Annotated in this window: 17 protein-coding genes and 1 tRNA gene; 15 read left to right on the top strand and 3 right to left on the bottom strand. The window is 35.8% G+C overall.

Annotated elements, in window-relative coordinates; all coding sequences use genetic code 11:
• Positions 1-55 precede the first annotated feature (55 nt).
• The 8 genes from BKH40_RS05990 to rpmB all read left to right on the top strand — a co-directional run bounded on the left by BKH40_RS05990 (position 56) and on the right by rpmB (position 6,422).
• A tRNA-Val gene (locus BKH40_RS05990) sits at positions 56-130 on the top strand.
• A 23-nt stretch (positions 131-153) separates the two neighbouring features.
• Positions 154-2,004, top strand: coding sequence for a threonine--tRNA ligase (gene thrS / locus BKH40_RS05985; protein WP_257842530.1), 1,851 nt, complete (start codon positions 154-156; stop codon positions 2,002-2,004).
• A complete protein-coding gene (gene infC, locus BKH40_RS05980) occupies positions 2,001-2,618 on the top strand; it encodes a translation initiation factor IF-3 (RefSeq protein ID WP_095277807.1) in 618 nt (205 codons plus the stop codon). The genes thrS and infC overlap by 4 nt, the downstream gene beginning before the upstream one ends.
• Complete coding sequence (rpmI, locus tag BKH40_RS05975) at positions 2,599-2,793, top strand: 50S ribosomal protein L35 (protein WP_095277805.1); 195 nt, start codon at positions 2,599-2,601, stop codon at positions 2,791-2,793. The genes infC and rpmI overlap by 20 nt, the downstream gene beginning before the upstream one ends.
• A gap of 100 nt (positions 2,794-2,893) precedes the next feature.
• Positions 2,894-3,247, top strand: coding sequence for a 50S ribosomal protein L20 (gene rplT, locus BKH40_RS05970; protein WP_095277803.1), 354 nt, complete (start codon positions 2,894-2,896; stop codon positions 3,245-3,247).
• Positions 3,248-3,689: 442 nt separating this feature from the next.
• Positions 3,690-5,276: an amidase gene (locus BKH40_RS05965; protein ID WP_095277801.1), complete on the top strand. Its 1,587-nt coding sequence runs from the start codon at positions 3,690-3,692 to the stop codon at positions 5,274-5,276.
• A gap of 364 nt (positions 5,277-5,640) precedes the next feature.
• A complete protein-coding gene (gene def / locus BKH40_RS05960) occupies positions 5,641-6,171 on the top strand; it encodes a peptide deformylase (protein WP_095277800.1) in 531 nt (176 codons plus the stop codon).
• A 53-nt stretch (positions 6,172-6,224) separates the two neighbouring features.
• The gene (rpmB, locus tag BKH40_RS05955; RefSeq protein WP_095277798.1) at positions 6,225-6,422 is read left to right on the top strand and encodes a 50S ribosomal protein L28; all 198 of its coding nucleotides are present in this window, start codon (positions 6,225-6,227) and stop codon (positions 6,420-6,422) included.
• Between the two features lie 416 nt (positions 6,423-6,838).
• Here rpmB and BKH40_RS05950 read toward each other — a convergent pair whose 3' ends face one another.
• Genes BKH40_RS05950 through BKH40_RS05940 form a run of 3 tightly spaced genes read right to left on the bottom strand, consistent with a single transcriptional unit; the run spans position 6,839 to position 7,740 of the window.
• Complete coding sequence (locus tag BKH40_RS05950; RefSeq protein WP_095277797.1) at positions 6,839-7,264, bottom strand: hypothetical protein; 426 nt, start codon at positions 7,262-7,264, stop codon at positions 6,839-6,841.
• 23 nt (positions 7,265-7,287) lie between these two features.
• On the bottom strand, positions 7,288-7,515 hold the full coding sequence (locus BKH40_RS05945; RefSeq protein ID WP_095277795.1) for a flagellar biosynthesis anti-sigma factor FlgM: 228 nt from the start codon (positions 7,513-7,515) through the stop codon (positions 7,288-7,290).
• Between the two features lie 45 nt (positions 7,516-7,560).
• Positions 7,561-7,740: a hypothetical protein gene (locus tag BKH40_RS05940; RefSeq protein WP_095277794.1), complete on the bottom strand. Its 180-nt coding sequence runs from the start codon at positions 7,738-7,740 to the stop codon at positions 7,561-7,563.
• 159 nt (positions 7,741-7,899) lie between these two features.
• Here BKH40_RS05940 and BKH40_RS05935 point away from each other — a divergent pair, with 159 nt between their 5' ends.
• From BKH40_RS05935 to BKH40_RS05905, 7 genes are all read left to right on the top strand, one after another.
• Complete coding sequence (locus tag BKH40_RS05935; protein ID WP_095277792.1) at positions 7,900-9,174, top strand: peptidoglycan DD-metalloendopeptidase family protein; 1,275 nt, start codon at positions 7,900-7,902, stop codon at positions 9,172-9,174.
• Positions 9,175-9,206: 32 nt separating this feature from the next.
• Positions 9,207-9,827: an NUDIX domain-containing protein gene (locus BKH40_RS05930; protein ID WP_095277790.1), complete on the top strand. Its 621-nt coding sequence runs from the start codon at positions 9,207-9,209 to the stop codon at positions 9,825-9,827.
• A gap of 26 nt (positions 9,828-9,853) precedes the next feature.
• Positions 9,854-10,651 (top strand): plasminogen-binding N-terminal domain-containing protein, encoded by a 798-nt coding sequence (locus BKH40_RS05925; protein WP_095277788.1) that lies wholly within the window; start codon positions 9,854-9,856, stop codon positions 10,649-10,651.
• 4 nt (positions 10,652-10,655) lie between these two features.
• Positions 10,656-12,044, top strand: coding sequence for an FAD-linked oxidase C-terminal domain-containing protein (locus BKH40_RS05920; RefSeq protein WP_095277786.1), 1,389 nt, complete (start codon positions 10,656-10,658; stop codon positions 12,042-12,044).
• Positions 12,041-14,494, top strand: coding sequence for a leucine--tRNA ligase (leuS, locus tag BKH40_RS05915; RefSeq protein WP_180675153.1), 2,454 nt, complete (start codon positions 12,041-12,043; stop codon positions 14,492-14,494). Before BKH40_RS05920 ends, leuS begins: the two co-directional genes overlap by 4 nt.
• Before the next feature lie 79 nt (positions 14,495-14,573).
• A complete protein-coding gene (locus BKH40_RS05910; protein WP_095277783.1) occupies positions 14,574-17,399 on the top strand; it encodes an FAD-binding and (Fe-S)-binding domain-containing protein in 2,826 nt (941 codons plus the stop codon).
• Positions 17,400-17,896: 497 nt separating this feature from the next.
• The gene (locus tag BKH40_RS05905; RefSeq protein WP_180675149.1) at positions 17,897-18,928 is read left to right on the top strand and encodes an alpha-2,3-sialyltransferase; all 1,032 of its coding nucleotides are present in this window, start codon (positions 17,897-17,899) and stop codon (positions 18,926-18,928) included.
• Positions 18,929-18,931: the final 3 nt, after the last annotated feature.

Below are 18,931 nucleotides of genomic sequence, written 5' to 3'. Positions count from 1 at the left end.
TCAAAATACTATTTGCTAGTATATATTTTGGTTATAATGTGACTTTTTCTTAAACGATCGCGTAGCTCAGTGGTAGAGCACTACCTTGACATGGTAGGGGTCGCTAGTTCAATCCTAGTCGTGATCACCACTTAATTAATGAGGAAGAATTCATTGCAAAAAGAAGTTATAGGTTATATTAATAAAAATAATGAAATTATAGATACACAAAGTTATAACCCAGAAGAAGCAAACGACTATAAAACTCTATACTTTGATAACTCACTACATTCTCTAAATATTATAAGACATACTTGTGCTCACTTAATGGCACAAGCTATAAAAAGCCTTTATCCAGATGCTGAATTTTTCGTAGGGCCAAACGTAGATGAAGGCTTTTACTACGATTTTAAAACTAAAGAAAAGATAAGCGAAGAAGACTTAAGCAAGATAGAATCTAAGATGAAAGACATAGCCAAAAAAGGTGGCTCTATAGTCAAAAAAGAGCTAACTCGTAAAGAGGCAGAGGAGCGTTTTAAGGGCGATTCTTTAAAACAAGTTGTTATGAAAAATATTAAGGGTGATGATTTAAGTATCTATGTACAAGAGAGTGCTGAAGGAGAGTTTGAAGACCTATGCCGTGGGCCTCATCTTCCTAACCTAAAACTACTTCAAGCCTTCAAGCTTATAAAGCTTTCTGGTGCTTATTTAAATGGCGATGAAAAAGAGGAGATGCTAACTCGCATTTATGGTATAGCCTTTGCCGATAAAGAAAGCTTAAAAGAGCATCTTCATATGTTAGAAGAGGCTAAAAAAAGAGACCATAGAAAGCTAGGTGTTGAACTAAAGCTTTTTACTTTTGATGATGATATAGGCGCTGGCCTTCCTATATGGCTGCCTAATGGCTCAAGACTTCGCAAACGTCTTGAAGACTTACTAACTAACGCCTTACTTAGAAATGGCTATGAGCCAGTGAGGGGGCCTGAGATTTTAAAAAGTGATGCTTGGAAGATAAGTGGGCACTACCAAAACTATGGCGAAAATATGTACTTTACAGAGATTGATGAAGTAGAGTATGGAATTAAGCCTATGAACTGTGTAGGACATATAAAAGTTTATCAATCAAGTATTAGAAGTTACAAAGAGTTACCACTAAGATTTTATGAATATGGCGTAGTGCATAGACATGAAAAAAGTGGCGTGCTGCATGGGCTTTTAAGGGTTAGAGAGTTTACTCAAGATGATGCGCATATATTTTGCATGCCAGATCAGATAGAAAGTGAAGTTACTAACATACTAGAGTTTGCTAAAAACATTATGGAAGCCTTTGGTTTTAGCTATGAGATGCAGCTTGCTACTAAACCAGAAAAAGCAATCGGCGAAGATAGTGTGTGGGAAAAAGCAACAGAGGCTTTAAGGGTAGCACTAGAAACAAATAATATACCTTATGAGATAGATGAGGGTGGTGGTGCCTTTTATGGACCAAAGATAGATATAAAGATAACAGATTCCATAAAAAGAAAGTGGCAGTGTGGTACTATACAGATAGATATGAACTTGCCAGAGCGGTTTAATCTAACTTATGTAAGTGCTGATAATAAAGAAGAGCAACCTGTTATGATACATAGAGCACTTTTAGGAAGCTTTGAAAGATTTATCGGAATCTTAACTGAGCACTTTGGCGGTGAGTTCCCTTTCTTTGTAGCACCTACTCAAGTACAAATCATCCCTATAGGGCATGAGCAACTTGACTATGCGCAAAGTTTAGAATCTCAGCTTAAAAAACTTGGAATCTATGCTTACGTAACTACCAAAGATGAAAGTTTAAACAAAAAGATAAGGACTGCAGAAAAGCAAAAAGTGCCATTACTTGTTATACTGGGTGAGAAGGAAGTGACACAAGATTTACTATCTGTTAGAGACAGAAGGGATAAAAATGAAAAAGGAGAAAGTTTGCAGTATACCATTGCGAAAAAAGACTTTTTAGAAAAACTAGTTAAATTAAATAGCGAGGTTAACTTTTGAAAGAAGAGGCATTAATAAACGAAGATATAAGATTTGAACAAGTCAGATGCATAGATGAAGATGGTACACCAAAAGGCATTATAAGCTCTTATGAGGCTTTAAAGCTTTCTAGAGAAGCAGGACTTGACCTAGTCTGTATATCTCTAACTGCCAAGCCGCCAGTATGTAAGATCATGAACTATGGAAAGTTTAGATATCAAGCAGAAAAAAAGCAAAAAGAAGCTAGAAAGAAACAAAAGCAAATCGAAGTAAAAGAGATAAAGCTTTCAACTCATATAGCACAAAATGACATCAACTATAAAGTTAAGCACGCTATAGAGTTTTTAAATGACGGCAAGCACGTTAAGTTTAAAGTTTTCCTAAGAGGCCGTGAGATGGGTGATCCAAGTGCTGGCTTTGCTGTGATAAGAAAGGTTATATCTTTAGTGGAAGATATCTCTCATATGGACAAAGAGCCTAAGGTTGAAGGGCGCTATGTAAATGTTTTAATGCTTCCTAATAAAGACTTAAAAGAGCCTAAAAAAGATGATAAAAAATCTGAAGAAAAAAAGACTGAAGCTTTTAATAGCATCCAACTTATGAAAGGAGAAGACAATGCCAAAGATGAAAACTAACAGAGGCGCTGCGAAACGTTTCAAGGTCAAAAAAAACCTTATCAAACGTGGAAGTGCTTTTAAAAGTCATATCTTGACTAAGAAGAATCATAAGCGTAAGGCTAACTTAAACAAGCCTCACTACGTTAATGATACTAACTTAGATTCTGTAAAGAATCTACTTTGTATGAGATAGACCATATAGCTATAAGCTAAGGCCACCTGCCCTTTTTGATAAAAGGAAAGTTTGTGTTTTTATAACACTTCACCTATTTTAAGGTAAAGAAAGGATAATTATGAGAGTTAAAACAGGCGTTGTCAGAAGAAGACGACATAAGAAGATTCTAAAACTAGCTAGAGGATTTTTTAGCGGAAGAAGAAAGCACTTTAGAAAGGCAAAAGAACAGCTTGAAAGAAGCATGTACTATGCCTTCCGTGATAGAAAACAAAAGAAAAGAAACTTCCGCTCTCTTTGGATCACTCGTATAAATGCAGCTTGCAAGATGAATGATATCAACTACTCACGCTTCATGCATGCTTTAAAGATAGCAAATATCGAGTTAGATAGAAAAGTACTAGCTGATATGGCTATGAATGACCCAGCACTTTTTGCAAGCATCGTTGCAAAAGCTAAGGCCGCTATAAAGTAGTTATAAGACTACAAGATAAAAAGACTGCATTTTAAAAATGCAGTCTTTTTACAAAAGCTTTTCAATACTTAAGACTTAGCTCTTAAGCTCTACTTTTTTAAACCCCTACGTTTTATTATTTTCCTTCTTGTTTATGAAATATTTAAAAAGTATAGAATCAAAAAAAAAAAAAACAAGACCCAGTGACTAGAAATATAGTCTTAGGCATTATTTTTATAAAAACTAGAGATATTTTTGGACTAGATAGGAGAACTTTATAAAAATTAATTACATTTAGTTTAAGAAATACCACACAAAAAGGTTAATTTTATAATTTTTGCTAGCAAGACTTTAAAAGCTAGCTTTTAAGTTTTCATATAAACTCTACAGATTCTAAACATTAAAAGACTACACTAAACACACACGCTTATTTAAAGCAAAGATAAAAGAAAAAAGGATAAACATGGATAGACGTAAGTTTTTGCAACTAGGCTCACTTGGAGTTTGTGCCTCACTGCTTGCAAGCTCCGCTTTTGCTAAAGGTACTAATGTGGTATCTGAAAGCTCTAATATGGCTAATACAAACTCTAAAACTTTAAAAGATATGATGGATAAAGATAGCAAGCTAGTGCTTCCTAGCACTCCCATATGGCAGTGGGACGCTTATCAAGTAGCTTATGCCATAAGGACTAAAAAGCTTTCAAGCCTTGAAGTTACAAAAAGTGTATTAGAACGAATCAAAGTGGCTAATAAAAAGTATAACGCCCTAGCTTTTGTGCTAGAAGAAAAAGCCCTTGCAAGTGCTCGCTACGCAGATAGCATGCTAGCAAAGGGAATCTATCTTTCTTTACTTCATGGCGTGCCTATCACTATAAAAAACAACACTGATGTAGCAGGTGTGGCAAACACTGATGGTATAAAAGCTTTTAAAAACAATACTTCAAAACATAATGCTGCCTTAGTAGATAACGTAGTAAAAGACGGCGCAGTGATAGTTGGTGTGTCTAACGTACCTGAGTTTACCTTTAGGTGGTTTACAGAAAACCCACTTTTTGGAAGGACGCTTAACCCTTGGAATAAAGCCCTTACTTGTGGAGGCTCAAGTGGAGGCGCGGCTTCAGCTACTACTAGTGGTATGGGCTTTATCGCACATGGTAATGATATAGCTGGCTCTATACGCTATCCTGCTTATGCTTGCGGTTGTGTGGGTTTGCGCACTACTCCGGGGCGTGTGCCAAGATTTAACCCTTCAAGCCCTGATAATAAGACTTTTGCAGCTCAGTTCTTCACAGTAGATGGCCCATTAGCTAGAAGCGTAAGAGACTGTGAGATAGGCTTTAAAAGTCTTGCTAAAGCTAGCCCATTGGACCCTAATAGCGTAAATGTAGCTATGAGTGAAAAAGACTTAAGTGTAAGCTCTAAAGTTATAGGCGTGCTTATGGACTATCCGGGCTTAAAGATGGAGCCTGCTATAAAAGATAACCTTAAAAAGAGTGCTACTTGGCTTGAAAAAGAAGGCTATATCATAGAGCCTGTATCTTTGCCATTTTTGCCAGAAGCTATGGATACTTGGCTAAGGATAGTTATGAATGAAGTTCATCTTTTTATGCTGCCAGAGGTTAAAAAGGTGGGATCTAAAGAAGTGTTAAGTGCTGTAGAATCTATGATAGCTAATACTCCAAAAACTGATATGGGACAGTATATGATAGCTATAGCTACTCGTGAGACTTTAAGAAGAAAGATGCGTGTACTTTTTGAAAAGTATCACGCCATCATCATGCCAGTATCTTTAGAAGACCCAATGGTTTGGGGTGAAGATACAAAGGGTGCTAAAGTTATGAAGCATATTTTAGATATAAACTCTCCTCTTATGGCAACAACTACTTTAGGACTTCCTATTATGAGCGTCCCTACAGGAGTGCGTAAAGAAAGTAGTGGTTATATCCCAGAAGGTGTGCAGATAGTTGCTGATGAGTTTAGAGAAGATATCTGCTTTGAAGTTGGTGCAGTTATAGAGCGTAATGCAAAGATGCCTTTTGTGTTTAGCTAGGAGTTATCAAACTAAAATACTTTTTTGTTTATAGGGTTTATGTATCTTGTGTTAGTGGTTTCTAGCACAAGATTATTATAAGAATTAATTATTTTTTTGCATGCAGTCTACAGTTTGCTGTGTTCGCCTGATTTTATGCCTGATTCTATTCTTGTTTTAAGGACTGCTTCAAGTAGTCTTGCAGCGATGCAAATATAATTACTGCATTATCACTAGGTGCCCTTCTAGTATGACACAAATACATATTTATAAAAATTAATGATAATGTTTATCGCTAACTTACCCACAAACCTTGCCTTAGTTTTCTAATATACTTTAAAATACCGAGTTAAAAAACTTAAAGCTAATCGTAAGGGTTATAGATATGATTTTAGACATAGTGAAATATCCAGATACTAGGTTAAGACAGAAGTCAAAGGATGTTGAGAAGTTTGATAGTGAGCTACATGAGTTTTTAGATTCCATGTATGAGACTATGATAGCCAGAAAAGGTGTTGGGCTTGCAGCTATACAAGTAGCAAAACCTTTAAGGATCTTTATAGTCAACCTCCCAAGACCTAATGAAAATGAAGATGAAGATGATATACAGTACAAAGAAGACTTGCTAGAGTTTATAAACCCAGTCTTTATAGATAAGCAAGGTGAGATCATGTGGAATGAGGGCTGTTTGTCAGTCCCGGGCTTTTATGAGGAGATAAAACGCTTTGAAAGTGTCGTCATAGAGTATCAAGATAGGTTTGGGACTAAGCAGAGGATGGAGGCTAAGGACTTTTTAGCTGTAGCCATGCAGCATGAAAACGACCACTTAGACGGTATACTCTTCGTAGATAAGCTTTCTATCATAAAACGTAAAAAGTTTGAAAAAGAGTTAAAAAGACTACAAACTAAGGCATAGTTTTGATATAATAGAAGCTTTTAGAGTTAATTCAACAAGATAAAGGACGCGTAATGGCAAGAAGATGTGACTTAAGTGGCAAGGGTGTTTTAAGTGGTAATAATGTAAGCCACGCTAATAATAAGACTAAAAAAAGAAGTCTTCCTAACCTTAGGACAGTTCGTATCATGACAGAAGATGGTACAAGGATAAAGATAAAAGTTGCTGCTTCAACTTTAAGAACTTATAAAAGAAAGATAGGAAGCAAGTAGTTTTTATATACAAGCTTCTTACTAAAAGCTAGACTTTTTACGTCTTTTGCTCCCCTCTACGCAAGACATAGAATCGTTATTAGATTCTATGTTTTTTAGATTCTTCATATTTTTATATTTTACTAGTAGGCTGATTTTTATGTGTTGTATTAGGTGTGGATACATGCCTTGTTTGTTAGTAGTGTATTAGACATTTATGTTATGACATTAGAAGTTAGCTTTAAGTGATAGTCTGATGGTGTTAGATTCTATGCTTCTATAAAGCAAGCTTTTTGTTATAGTAAAAGGTAATGATTTTATAAGGATTTTATAAGCTTGTGTGGGGATGGTTTAGTTGTAAAATGCAAAAAGTTTTTAACTTAAGAGGCTTAGGTCTCTTAAGTTAGTTTTATGGCACTAGTTTAGTGTGGTGAAATCTAAGCTTGCAAGCTTAGCAAGCTACTTTTTACCATGCTGCCTTTATAGTCTGCTTTTTCCTTTGGGAAGAGTTGCTCTACTAAAGATGTATAAAACTCACTTACAGCAAAGACCATTCTTGCATATCTTGTGTTGATATCTTTTAAAGCTTCAAGATTTTGTCTCATGGATATTAGTAAAGTGCTTATCTCTGGGCTTATAAGTTCGCTTAAGGGCCTATCTGGATTAGTCTGCATAAGCAAGATCATTTGCTCATCTATAAGACCTTTTTTAGTTTCGAACTCTTTTATGAGGGAGGATTTTATAATGTTGCGTTCAAATATACTTTGATTGTTTGCAACTTTGATATCTTCTATATCTTCGTAAGTGTAGCTGATAAGATTTTGTAAGTCTTTGATTGCGCCTTCAAGATAGTTTTTTAGCATAAGTGTTCCTTAAGTTTGATAACCTAAGGAAGCAAACTTTGTGCCAGTTTGTCAGCTGTGGCATCCATATCAATTTTATAATTGCCATTTTTGATAGCTTCTTTTATGTCGCTTGCTTTAGTGCTTGCTACTTCATCACTTTCTTTGCTAGCAGCAATGTGTTCTTCAGCTTTTGGATTTTCTACTTTTTTATCTTGAGGCTTTGTGATGCCCTCGCTAAATACGCCATTTGCACTATGTCCAACTCTCATTTTCTATCCTTAGATTCTATAACTTTATATGCATATCGGCAGATTTTAATTTAACTTAAGCTGTTTTGTAAGTTCATTTTGCAAATCTTTTACATTAACTGTCCCTGTGCTGTTGTTTGTAAAAGTTGGTGGGGTTGGGGCTGTTTTATAAGTATATATAAGCATAAAGGCTAGGACATATAAAAATACTATAAATATAACAGTTGGGTATATGAAGTCTTTCATAGCACTAGGCTCCTTTGTAATTTGTAATGATGTACATATTATTAAAGTATAATCTTAAATCCACAAAAATGTGCAATACTTAAAGGCTTAAATTTAATATTAATTGTATACAAATTAAATGTTTCATGATGCATTTAGATATGTGGTAAGGATGATTATATGTTTAAAAAGATGATGTTTATACTGTTTTTAGCCTGTGCTTTAGGCCTGCAAGCTAGCGTTACTCACACTAACCCTAGTCTAAAAAGCCTAGATGCTGAAGGCGAAAAAGCAGACTTTTTAAACAAAGCCTCTTTAAATGTAGCAAGTAATGGCGAGTATAAGTTTACCTCTACTGTTGGCACGCGTGCTAAATGGGATGATGGTATAAGCTTACTTAACTTTCTTGATAGCTATAAGATTCCACAGTCTCTTTACTATCAACTACCAGTTGAAGACAAAGAGCTAGTAGCTGAGATCTATGCAGGTGCTACTTACTATATGCTAAAAGATAGCACTGGAAAACTACTTCAAGCCTTTATCCCCATAAGTGAAAATGCACAAATCTACATAAACTATAGTGGCAACTCCTATAAGCTTTCTATCATCCCTATAAACTACGTAGTAAGCGATGAAGTAGTAGCCCTAAAAGTGCAACATACGCCTTATCAAGACTTGCTAGATGCTACAGGAGATAGGGCATTAGCAGGTGAGTTTATAAGTGCTTATAAAAACAATGTAAACTTTAAAAAGTACATAGCCAAAGATGACGTCTTAGCAGTTATCTATGAAAGAAAGTATAGGCTAGGTAGGCAGTTTGGCCAGCCTAATATAAAAATCGCCATGATAGAAACTAATAAAACTCCAAACTATCTAGTAAGTTTTAATGATAAGTACTACAACTTACAAGGTAAGGAGATGACTAACTTCTTGCTTATAACCCCAGTTAAGTATAGACGCATAAGCTCTAAGTTTTCTTATGGTAGAAGACATCCAATACTTGGAATCATAAGGCCACACTATGGAGTGGACTTTGCCACACCTATAGGCACGCCAATCCACGCTGCAGCCGATGGACGCGTGATCTTTGCCGGTATAAAAGGTGGCTATGGTAACGTCGTAGAGATAGCCCACGCAGATGGAATCAAAACTCTTTATGCACATATGCATAAGATTCTAACTAGGGCAGGGCGTTATGTAAAGCAAGGAACAGTCATTGGCACAGTTGGGACAACTGGGCTTAGCACTGGGCCTCACCTCCACTTTGGAGTTTATAAAAACGGCGTTCCAGTAGACCCACTAGGGCGTATAAAAACTGCAAGAGTTGAGCTTAACAGAAAGCAAAAAGCTAGTTTTAACAAGCTTGCAAAAGAACTTAAAGCAGAGTTAGATTCTGAAGTGTTAAATATAGATAACAGTAATCTTTTTATGAAAAAGATAGTGCAAAATATGTAAGTTTGTGATGACTAAAAACATTAAGGCTAGATATGATTTTATATGAAGGGAAAGACCACCCACTACCCATGCCAGAGATTCCGGTTTTGCTAGATGTAGAAGATGTAAGCAGCTCTAAGTACTTACAGATTAGAAGAGTTAGCTTTAAAGAGCAAGGTGTTGTTAAGAACTGGGATGTTATAAAGAGTCATGATAGCGTTGGGATAGTGCTATATCATAAAGAAAAAGATGGCTTTATATTTGTTAGGCAGTTTCGTTTGCCAGTATTTTTAAAAAATAATCAAGGCTTTATGTATGAACTCTGTGCAGGGCTTTTAGATAAAGGCAAGACGCCACTTCAAACAGCTATAGAAGAAGTAGAAGAAGAGTGTGGCTACTTTATAGATTCTAAAAACATGCATCCTTTTTTTAACTTCTACTCAGGGGTTGGCACTGGTGGGGCTTGCCAGTATCTTTTCTATGCTGAAGTTAGCGAAGATATAAAAAAGACTGAAGGTGGCGGCAGTAAAGAGGAGTTAGAAAACATAGATGTTATCTTTGTGCCAAGAAGCCGTATTTTTGAGTTTTTAGAAGATGAATCTTGTGCTAAGACTACATCGCTTGCTTTTGGTACTATTTGGTATCTAACTCGTATTGATAAAAAAGGCTTTTAAGCCATATATAAAAAAGGATTTCGTTTATGAAGACTATTAAGATGATTTGCATTTTGCTATTTTTGTCTCAAGGGGCTTTTGCTTTTAGCTTAGCTGACTTAACTACACCAGTTGATGCTAAAGTGCTAAGTTATGATAAAAAAGATTCCACTATCATTATAAGTTCACCTAAAGAGCTACTATCTGGTGAAAATGGCCTTATAAAAAGAAGTCTTGATAGCTACACAGCTATAGTAGATATGGCTGTTATAGAATCTAAAGTCAATAAAGACACTTTAAAAGATGTAGCAAACAGTGATGAAACTAGCTTTTTTTATAAAGCTAAAGTAAAAAAGTTTGATGAGATGAACCAAGTCTATCTTCCTAATCCACAACTTTCTCCAACGCCAAGTGATACTGTCTCTTTCCATCTTTTAAACCAAAAAGCCTTTTTGATAGCACCAAACCAAGAAAGCTTTGATGCCTTGAAGTCTAAAGTCAAAGATGTAGACTTTTTAAGTCCAGATTTATTAATGGGCTATCTAGCTCAAGATGGAAGGTATGACCCAACTCCTAAGGCTTTGAAAGAAGCTTGTGATGTTTATGGGGTTGGCTTAGTTTTTATCATGGGCAGTAAGGAGTATGGAGTGCTAGAGTGCCAAACTAACACTTTACTTTATAAAGAAGCTTTTAATGCTAATACTACTAAGCCTATGACGCCATTTTTTACGCGTGTAAGTTTTCCAAGCAGCGGGTCACTTTTTAGCCTTTTTTCTAGCAAAAAAAGCAAGGGCGATTATTTTAAATACTATGATGCACTACTAAGTAAAAATATAGGAGAGTAGGGTTATGGATGAAATACACATTAAGTACTTTCAGGAGTTGTTAGGGAAGGAAAATACTCATAGTGATGAAATGCATAAAATAGCTTATAGCTATGATGCTACAAGGGAAAAGTATAAGCCAGATTTAGTGCTTTTTCCAAGAGATGAAAAAGATGTAAGTGATATCTTAAGATACTGTAATACCCATAAGATAAATATCTTGCCACGAGGAGCAGGCAGTGGTTTTACAGGAGGAAGCCTTCCAGTAAATGGAGGTATAGTCTTAGCCCTTGATAAATATATGAATAAGATTTTAGAAATAGATACTAAAAATCTTATAGCGCGTGTACAGCCCGGTGTTATTAATAAGCACTTCCAAGAAGAGGTAGAAAAACTAGGGCTTTTTTACCCACCAGACCCAGCTAGCCAAGATCAAAGTACACTTGGTGGAAATGTCAGTGAAAACGCAGGCGGTATGAGGGCTGCAAAGTATGGCATCACTAAAGACTATGTTATGGCACTTCGTGCCGTGCTTCCTAATGGAGAGATAATTAGGGCTGGTAAAAAAACTATAAAAGATGTAGCAGGCTATAACATAGTAGGCACACTTATAGCAAGTGAGGGTACTTTAGCAGTTATAACTGAGATAACTTTAAGGCTTATTGCAAAGCCAAAGTTTGCAAGATCTGCTATGGGAGTTTTCTCAAGTATAGAATCTGCTATGAATGCAGTTTATAAAACTATGGCTAGTGGCATAACTCCAGTTGCCATGGAGTTTTTGGATAATCTAACTATAAAAGCAGTTGAAGAAAGATTCCATAAAGGCTTGCCAGTTGATGCGGGCGCTATCCTTATAACCCAAGTAGATGCAAACTTAGAGCCTGAGATAGACTATCAGTTAGAAGGTATAAAGGCTAAGTTTTTAGAAAATGGCGCAACTGACTTTAAGATAGCTAATAACGCAGAAGAAGAAGCCTCTCTTTGGTTTGCAAGACGTAATGCCTCTCAAAGTATCACAGTCTATGGCAAAAAAAAGCTAAACGAAGATATAACAGTCCCAAGGTCTCGCCTCCCAGAACTCCTAGCGGGTATAAGAAAGATAAGTGAGAAGTACAATGTGCAAACTCCTTGCTTTGGCCATACAGGTGATGGTAACGTGCACACTAATGTCATGGTTAAAAATCCTGAGATTGAAAGTGAACTAAAAGCAGGCCATGATGCAATTGTTGAAATTTTTAAGCTGGCTGTAGAATTGGAGGGAACTTTAAGTGGAGAGCATGGCATAGGACTTTCAAAAGCACCTTTTATGAGACTTGCTTTTAGTGAAGCTGAGATGGAGCTTTTTGCTTCTCTTAAAAAAGCCTTTGATCCTAATAATATTTTAAATCCCGGCAAGATGGGCCTAAAGGTATAAAAAGAATGGAAAGATATAACCCAAGTATAGAACAAAAGTGGCAAAAGATATGGGATGAAAAGGGCTACTATGAGCCAAAAAGCGACTTTAGCCTCCCTAAAAAATATATCCTAGCGATGTTTCCTTACCCTAGTGGGGCACTTCATATGGGACATGTTAGAAACTACTGTATAAGTGATGCTATGGCGCGTTTTTATAGGATGCAAGGTTTTAATGTGCTTAATCCTATAGGCTATGATGCCTTTGGTATGCCCGCAGAAAATGCCGCTATAAAGCATAAAGTGCATCCTAAAAAGTGGACTTATGAAAATATGGACACTATGAGTAAAGAGCTTGATAGCTTAGGGCTTAGTTTTTCTAAAGCTAGAAAACTTGCTACTTGTGATCCTGAGTACACAAAGTTTGAGCAAGAGTTTTTTATTAAGATGTGGGAGAAAGGACTAGTTTATAGAAAAAAAGCCTATCTTAACTGGTGTCCTAACGACCTAACAGTACTAGCAAATGAGCAAGTGATAGAAAAGAAATGCTGGCGTTGTGACACAGAAGTAGTACAAAAAGAGATGTATCAGTACTATCTTAAGATAACTGACTATGCAGAAGAGCTTTTAGCTGATCTTGATACATTGGAAGGAAAGTGGCCTAGTCAAGTAATCCTTATGCAAAAAAACTGGATAGGAAAGTCTAAAGGGCTAGAGTTTGATTTTAAGTTAAGTGAAGATTCTAAAAGTCTTTTAGGCGGTGATATAACATCTTTTAGTGTTTATACTACGCGTCCTGATACTATCTTTGGCGTAAGCTACTGTGCTTTAGCTAGCACTCATCCTATAGTTAAAAAGCTTTTAGATTCTAATACACTAGATTCTAAAACTAAGAGCCTAATAACTGATATGCAAAATCTTAATGCAAAAGATTCCCAAAAAGAAGAAAAAGTAGGTATAGCTTTGCCACTATATGCCATCCATCCTTTAACTGGAGAAAGGCTTCCTATATGGGTTGCAAACTTCGTTTTGATGGACTATGGTAGTGGAGCGGTTATGAGCGTGCCAGCCCATGATGAGCGTGACTATGAGTTTGCTTTAAAATATAAGCTTCCTATAAAAAAAGTGATTTTAGACCCTAAGACTAAAAGCTTTGCAGAAGGCGTTTTTACAGAAGATGGAATCTTAACTGATAGCAAAGAGTTTAGTGGCTTAGATAGTACTACTGCTAGGGCTAGTATCATAAGTTATTTTGAAAAAGAAGGGCTTGGCAAGGGCGTTACAAACTACCGCCTTAAAGACTGGGGTATATCAAGACAACGCTACTGGGGAGCACCTATACCGCTAGTACACTGTGAAAAGTGTGGCGTAGTAAGTGAGACTAGACTGCCAGTTACATTGCCTGATGATGTAGTCATTGATGGAGAAGGAAATCCTCTTGATAAGCACCCTACTTGGAAGTATACAACTTGCCCAAAGTGTGGAGGAAAAGCACTGCGTGAAACTGATACCATGGATACTTTTGTGGAATCTAGCTGGTATTTTTTAAGATACACAACCCCACCAGAAAAAAGAAAAGAAAGTGCTTTTGATGAGGCAAGTCTTAAGTACTGGATGGATGTAGATGAGTATATTGGTGGGATTGAACACGCCATACTTCACTTACTTTATGCAAGATTCTTTACTAAAGTTTTAAGAGATCTTGGTTATATAAAAAGCAGTGAGCCTTTTTCTCATCTATTAACACAAGGTATGGTTTTAAAAGAAGGCGCTAAAATGAGTAAGTCTAAGGGCAATGTAGTTGAGCCAAATAGCTTAATGAAGCAGTACTCTGCAGATACTGCTAGACTTTTTACCCTTTTTGCTGCACCTCCAACTTATGCCCTAGAGTGGAATGATGATGGGGTTAATGGTAGCTTTAAGTTTTTAAATAGACTTTGGGATAAAAGTATAAGAGTAAAACATAAAACCCTGCCAAGTATAAATCAAGCAAGCCTTAGCAAAGAAGCAAAGCTAGCACGCCTTAAAGTCTATGAAGCCTTACAAAAACACTATGCTATCTTTAGTGAGGAGATAACTGGCTATCCATTTAATGTAATAATTGCCGCTTGTATGGAGGCACATAATGCACTTAATGCTCAAGATAATGATGAAGTTTTTACTGAAGGCTACTATGTACTTTTAAATATCTTAGAGCCTTTTGTGCCTCACATTGCTTGGGAGTTAAGTGAAAAACTTTTTAACTTAAAAAATCTTACAAAACTAGAAGTGTGTAAAGAAGCTTTACAAAAAGATAGCGTGACTTATGCTGTAAGTGTAAATGGCAAACAGAGGGGCACTTTAGAGAAGCCGCAAGGAAGCCTAAAAGATGAAGTTTTAAAAGATGCTAAAGAAGTTGTTTCAAAATGGTTAACTAATGAGATTAAAAAAGAGATTTTCGTACAAGATAAGATAGTTAATTTTGTCGTTTAAAGCAATTAGTGCTATTATTGATGACGCTTTATTTTGTTAGCTATTTGTTGTGTGTGTAAGTATACAGAAAGGAAGATATATGTCACAAAATAAGTACGAATTGTTCTACCAAGAAGCTAAAACTTTTTTAGACGACAGAATCTATAATGATTATTTGCGTCGTTTTGCTTATGGTACAGATGCCTCCGGCTATAGATATGTACCTGAGTTAGTCATAAAAGCAATTAGTGAAGATGAGATAAAAAAGATTTTTGCCCTAAGTGAAAAATATGAGCTAGGTGTAACTTTCAAAGCCTCAGGAAGCTCATTAAGCGGGCAGACTTGTACAGATAAGATTCTAGTGCTAGTTTCCCATGCGCATAATTGGCAGGGTATAGATGTAAAAGAAGATCATATCAAGCTATCTTGTGGGGTTATAGGGAGTGATGCAAATGCTGTCTTAAAACCACTAAGAAAGAAAATCGGCCCAGACCCAGCAACCATAGCAACTGCTAGAATTGGCGGGATAGTTAATAATAACTCAAGTGGTATGTGCTGTGGCGTAAAACAAAACACCTATCATACTGTTAAGTCTGTAAGGGTTATATTGCAAGATGGAACCTTAGTAGATACTGGAGATGATGCAAGTTTTAAAAGCTTTTTGTACTCTCATAAAGATATGGTAGATGCCATCATGGATCTAAGAAATAAGGTCATGGCTAACCCTGAGCTAGTAGCTCTTATAAAAAGAAAATACAAGATTAAAAACACAACAGGTTATGCTATTAATGCATTAGTCGACTTTAGTGATATTAGAGATATATTTAATCACTTAATAGTTGGAAGTGAAGGAACACTAGGCTTTTTAAGTTCTGTTAAGTTAGAGATAGTTGATGACTATGAACATAAAGCTTGTGGACTTTTGTTCTATCCAAATATAGCTGAAGCCTCAGTAGCTGTTAAGATTCTAGCTGAGAACCAAGACATCATAAGTAGTGCTGAGATTATGGACTACTATTCATTAAAGTCAGTTCAAAATATAGAAGGTATGCCAAGTGTTATACATCAGATAAAAGAAGATACAGCTTGTATACTTATACAGCTTGAATCTCCAGATACAGAAACCCTAAACAAAAACCTTGCTTTTATAAAAGATAAACTTGCTGTTACTAAGATGTCTTTAGAAGCACAGTACAGTTTTGATGCTAATGAATACAACCAGTGGTGGAGGATAAGACAAGGAATCTTACCTCTTGCTGGTGCTACAAGACCAACTAATACTACTGTTGTTGTTGAAGATGTTTGCTTTGAGATAGATAACTTTGGAGAGGGGGTTGCCTTCATACAAAGTCTTTTCAAAAAGTATGACTTTGTAGGTATCATCTTTGGCCACGTTTTAGCGGGGAATATACACTTTGTTATCACACCAAACCTAACTGATGAAAAGCAAAAAACTGCTTATGGTGCTTTGATAGATGAGATGGCACACGAAGTAGCTAGGATGCATGGAAGCATAAAAGCAGAGCATGGTACTGGTAGGATGGTAGCACCTTTTGTTGAGTTAGAGTGGGGTAAAGATGCTTATGAGATAAACAAACTTATAAAAGCTATCTTTGATCCAAAAACTTTACTTAACCCAGATGTTATGATCTGTGATGATCCAAATATCTATATGAAAAATCTTAAAGAGATGTATAGTGTACAAGAGTATATAGATAAGTGTATGGAGTGTGGATTTTGTGAGAAAGTCTGCCCAAGTAGAGACCTAACTCTAACTCCAAGAGAAAGGATAACTGTTACTAGAGAGATAGCAAGACTAAGTTCTAAAACTGATGCTGAAAGCTTAAAGCTAGCACGCCAGCTAAAAAAAGAGTACGAGTATCTTGGTGAAGTTACTTGTGCGGCTTGCTCCCAGTGTGAAAGCTTGTGTCCACTAGAGATAGACACAGCACAAATCGCTATACACTTGCGTCAAGAAAAAGATAAAAAGAATGCAAAAATCGCTGCAGGTGTGTTGCATAACTTAGATAAGACTATCACCTTTATGCGTTTTGGCTTAAAAGCTACTAGGGCTATGACTGCAGTTTTTAGTCAAAAGTTTATGTCACAAACTAGCTTGAAAGTGAAAAATACTTTCTCTATGATTCCTTATATACCTAACTATATGCCTTTGGCTAATGACTTTGACCCTACAAAAGCACATAGCACAGTTTCAGATTCTAAAGTTATCTACTTTACGACTTGTATAAATCGTGGCTTTAAGCCTTCAAATTTACAGCATGATAAAAGAAGCATACAAGAAGTCTTTATCTCACTTTGCAACAAAGCAGGTGTTGAGATAGTCTATCCACCAGAGTTAGAAAATATGTGCTGTGGTAAGCCTTTTGTTAGCTACCCAGAGCTACATGCACAAAATACAAAAAGGCTTTTTGACATCCTAACAAAGATTAGCGATGATGGAAGGATACCTATAGTGCTAGATCACAGTGCTTGTTCAGCCCATCTTGTACATGAGCTAAAAAACACTCATCTAAAAGTTTATGACTTGCCATTTTTCATATATAAAGAGCTTAGTCCAAAGCTAGAGTTTAGACCTACTAATGAAGACATTGGGGTTTATACTATGTGTTCTTTAAAGAAAAACAAAGCACAAAACAAAATGTTAGATCTTGCTAGGCTTTGTACTACTGGTAAGATTATAGTTAAGCCTGATCTTGGCTGCTGTGGTTTTGCAGGAGATAAGGGCTTTAATACTCCTGAGCTTAATAAGTCTTCACTTACTGGCTTTAAAAAGTTCTATGAAGGAAGGATAAAGAGAGGATTTGGGTCATCTTCAACTTGCGAGATAGGGCTAAGTGCAGCTAGTGAAGTAAGCTGGCAAAGCATAGCTTACCTTGTAGATGAGGTAACTCACCTTAAGTCTTAAAGCTTTAAACAAAACAAGGCACTAAAAGCTTCCACTTTAGTGCCTTTAGGTGTGTAAGACTGTAATATGGCAGTTTTAAGTATGTAGACGCACCAAAAAAGACATCAAAGGCTATTTCTCCTTTTTGCTATAACGCTATAACACTGTCTTGTTTATATTGTCATATGATTGTATAGTGCTTTTTGGTAAAAGATGTGTGATTTATTTAGTAGTGCATTATTGCTAGGAGAAGGTTTAGTTTTCAACATGGCAATTAGATATTTTAAAAACAAGTAAGTTTTATAGAATCTATTTTATTAACTTGATTCTATAAGCGATTTAATCTTTACATTTTTTATCTTAAATCTTAAAAAATAATCCCAAAAATCCAAAAAAAAAAAAACAGAATATAATCTGTATATTTAAAAATATGAATATTTATTCACATATTACAATACCTTCCTAGATGTGAAAAATTAAATACTAAAAAGTGTGACATATAAGTTAAAGGGGTGCGTTTGGATTTTGAAAGAAAAAGTGACAGTGTTGTTATCTTAGGTAATGGCACTAGCACTAAAAATATTAACTATAGCTTACTGCCTAAAGACTATGATGTGTTTCGTGTTAATCAGTTCTTTTTAGAAGAGCGTTACTGTCTTGGTAAAAAAGTCGACATGGTCTTTTTTGCAGCCACACATCTTTCATCTATACTATTTAACATCTATAAGAAGTTAAATACAAAACGCGAATATGATATAAAATACTTCATGAAGTGTATGCCTTATGAAGATATCTATAAAACTCATTATGAAGATGAAAAAGATATAAAAGACTACTTCCTTTTTTATGATCTAATCAAACAAATGCCTTATATTTTAGAGCATGCAAAGCATAATATAAGCACTTATAATAAGAGGGTAACTAGTGGGATATGCATGATTAATGCAGCTATATTTTATGGCTATAAGCATATCTACCTTGGCGGTATAGACTTATATCAAGGGAAAGATTTATACTCTTTTAAACTTACAGAAAATCTCTTACTTCATCTTCCAGACCTAAAGACTAACGCCACTACTATGCATGCAAGCTATATAGACTTAGAAGGTTTAAAGCTATGCTGTGACTACTTTAACCAAGACTTTAAGCTTCCAGAGTGTGCAGAAAAAGAGAAGTTTTTAGAGATAAATAAGCCCTTAAAAGAAAAGCATCTAAAAGAAACTAGAGAGGGTGGAATCTATAGCATATGTGAGACTTCAAGCTTGCATGCTTACTTGCCACTACCACCAGCTAGTCTGAAAGCAAGCCACCTTATAAACTATAAAAAAACCTTAAATCGCAGAAAGCCTCTAACTAGGATAAAAGATGTCCCAAGACCTAGCTACATAGATAGCCCTTTAAAAAAAGTAATTCATAAAATTAAACATGGAATCTACATCACCCCTACTAAAAAGATATGGCATATAGCTAGTAGACTTCGCTATAGTGATAGAAGTCCTTTTAAAAAGCTAGCGAAGTTTATAGTTAAAAAGTTTGGGATAAAAAGGTAAAAG

Origin of the sequence: Helicobacter sp. 11S02629-2, assembly GCF_002272875.1 — a bacterium.
Classification (GTDB): domain Bacteria; phylum Campylobacterota; class Campylobacteria; order Campylobacterales; family Helicobacteraceae; genus Helicobacter_I.
This window is presented reverse-complemented; position numbering and strand designations above follow the sequence as displayed.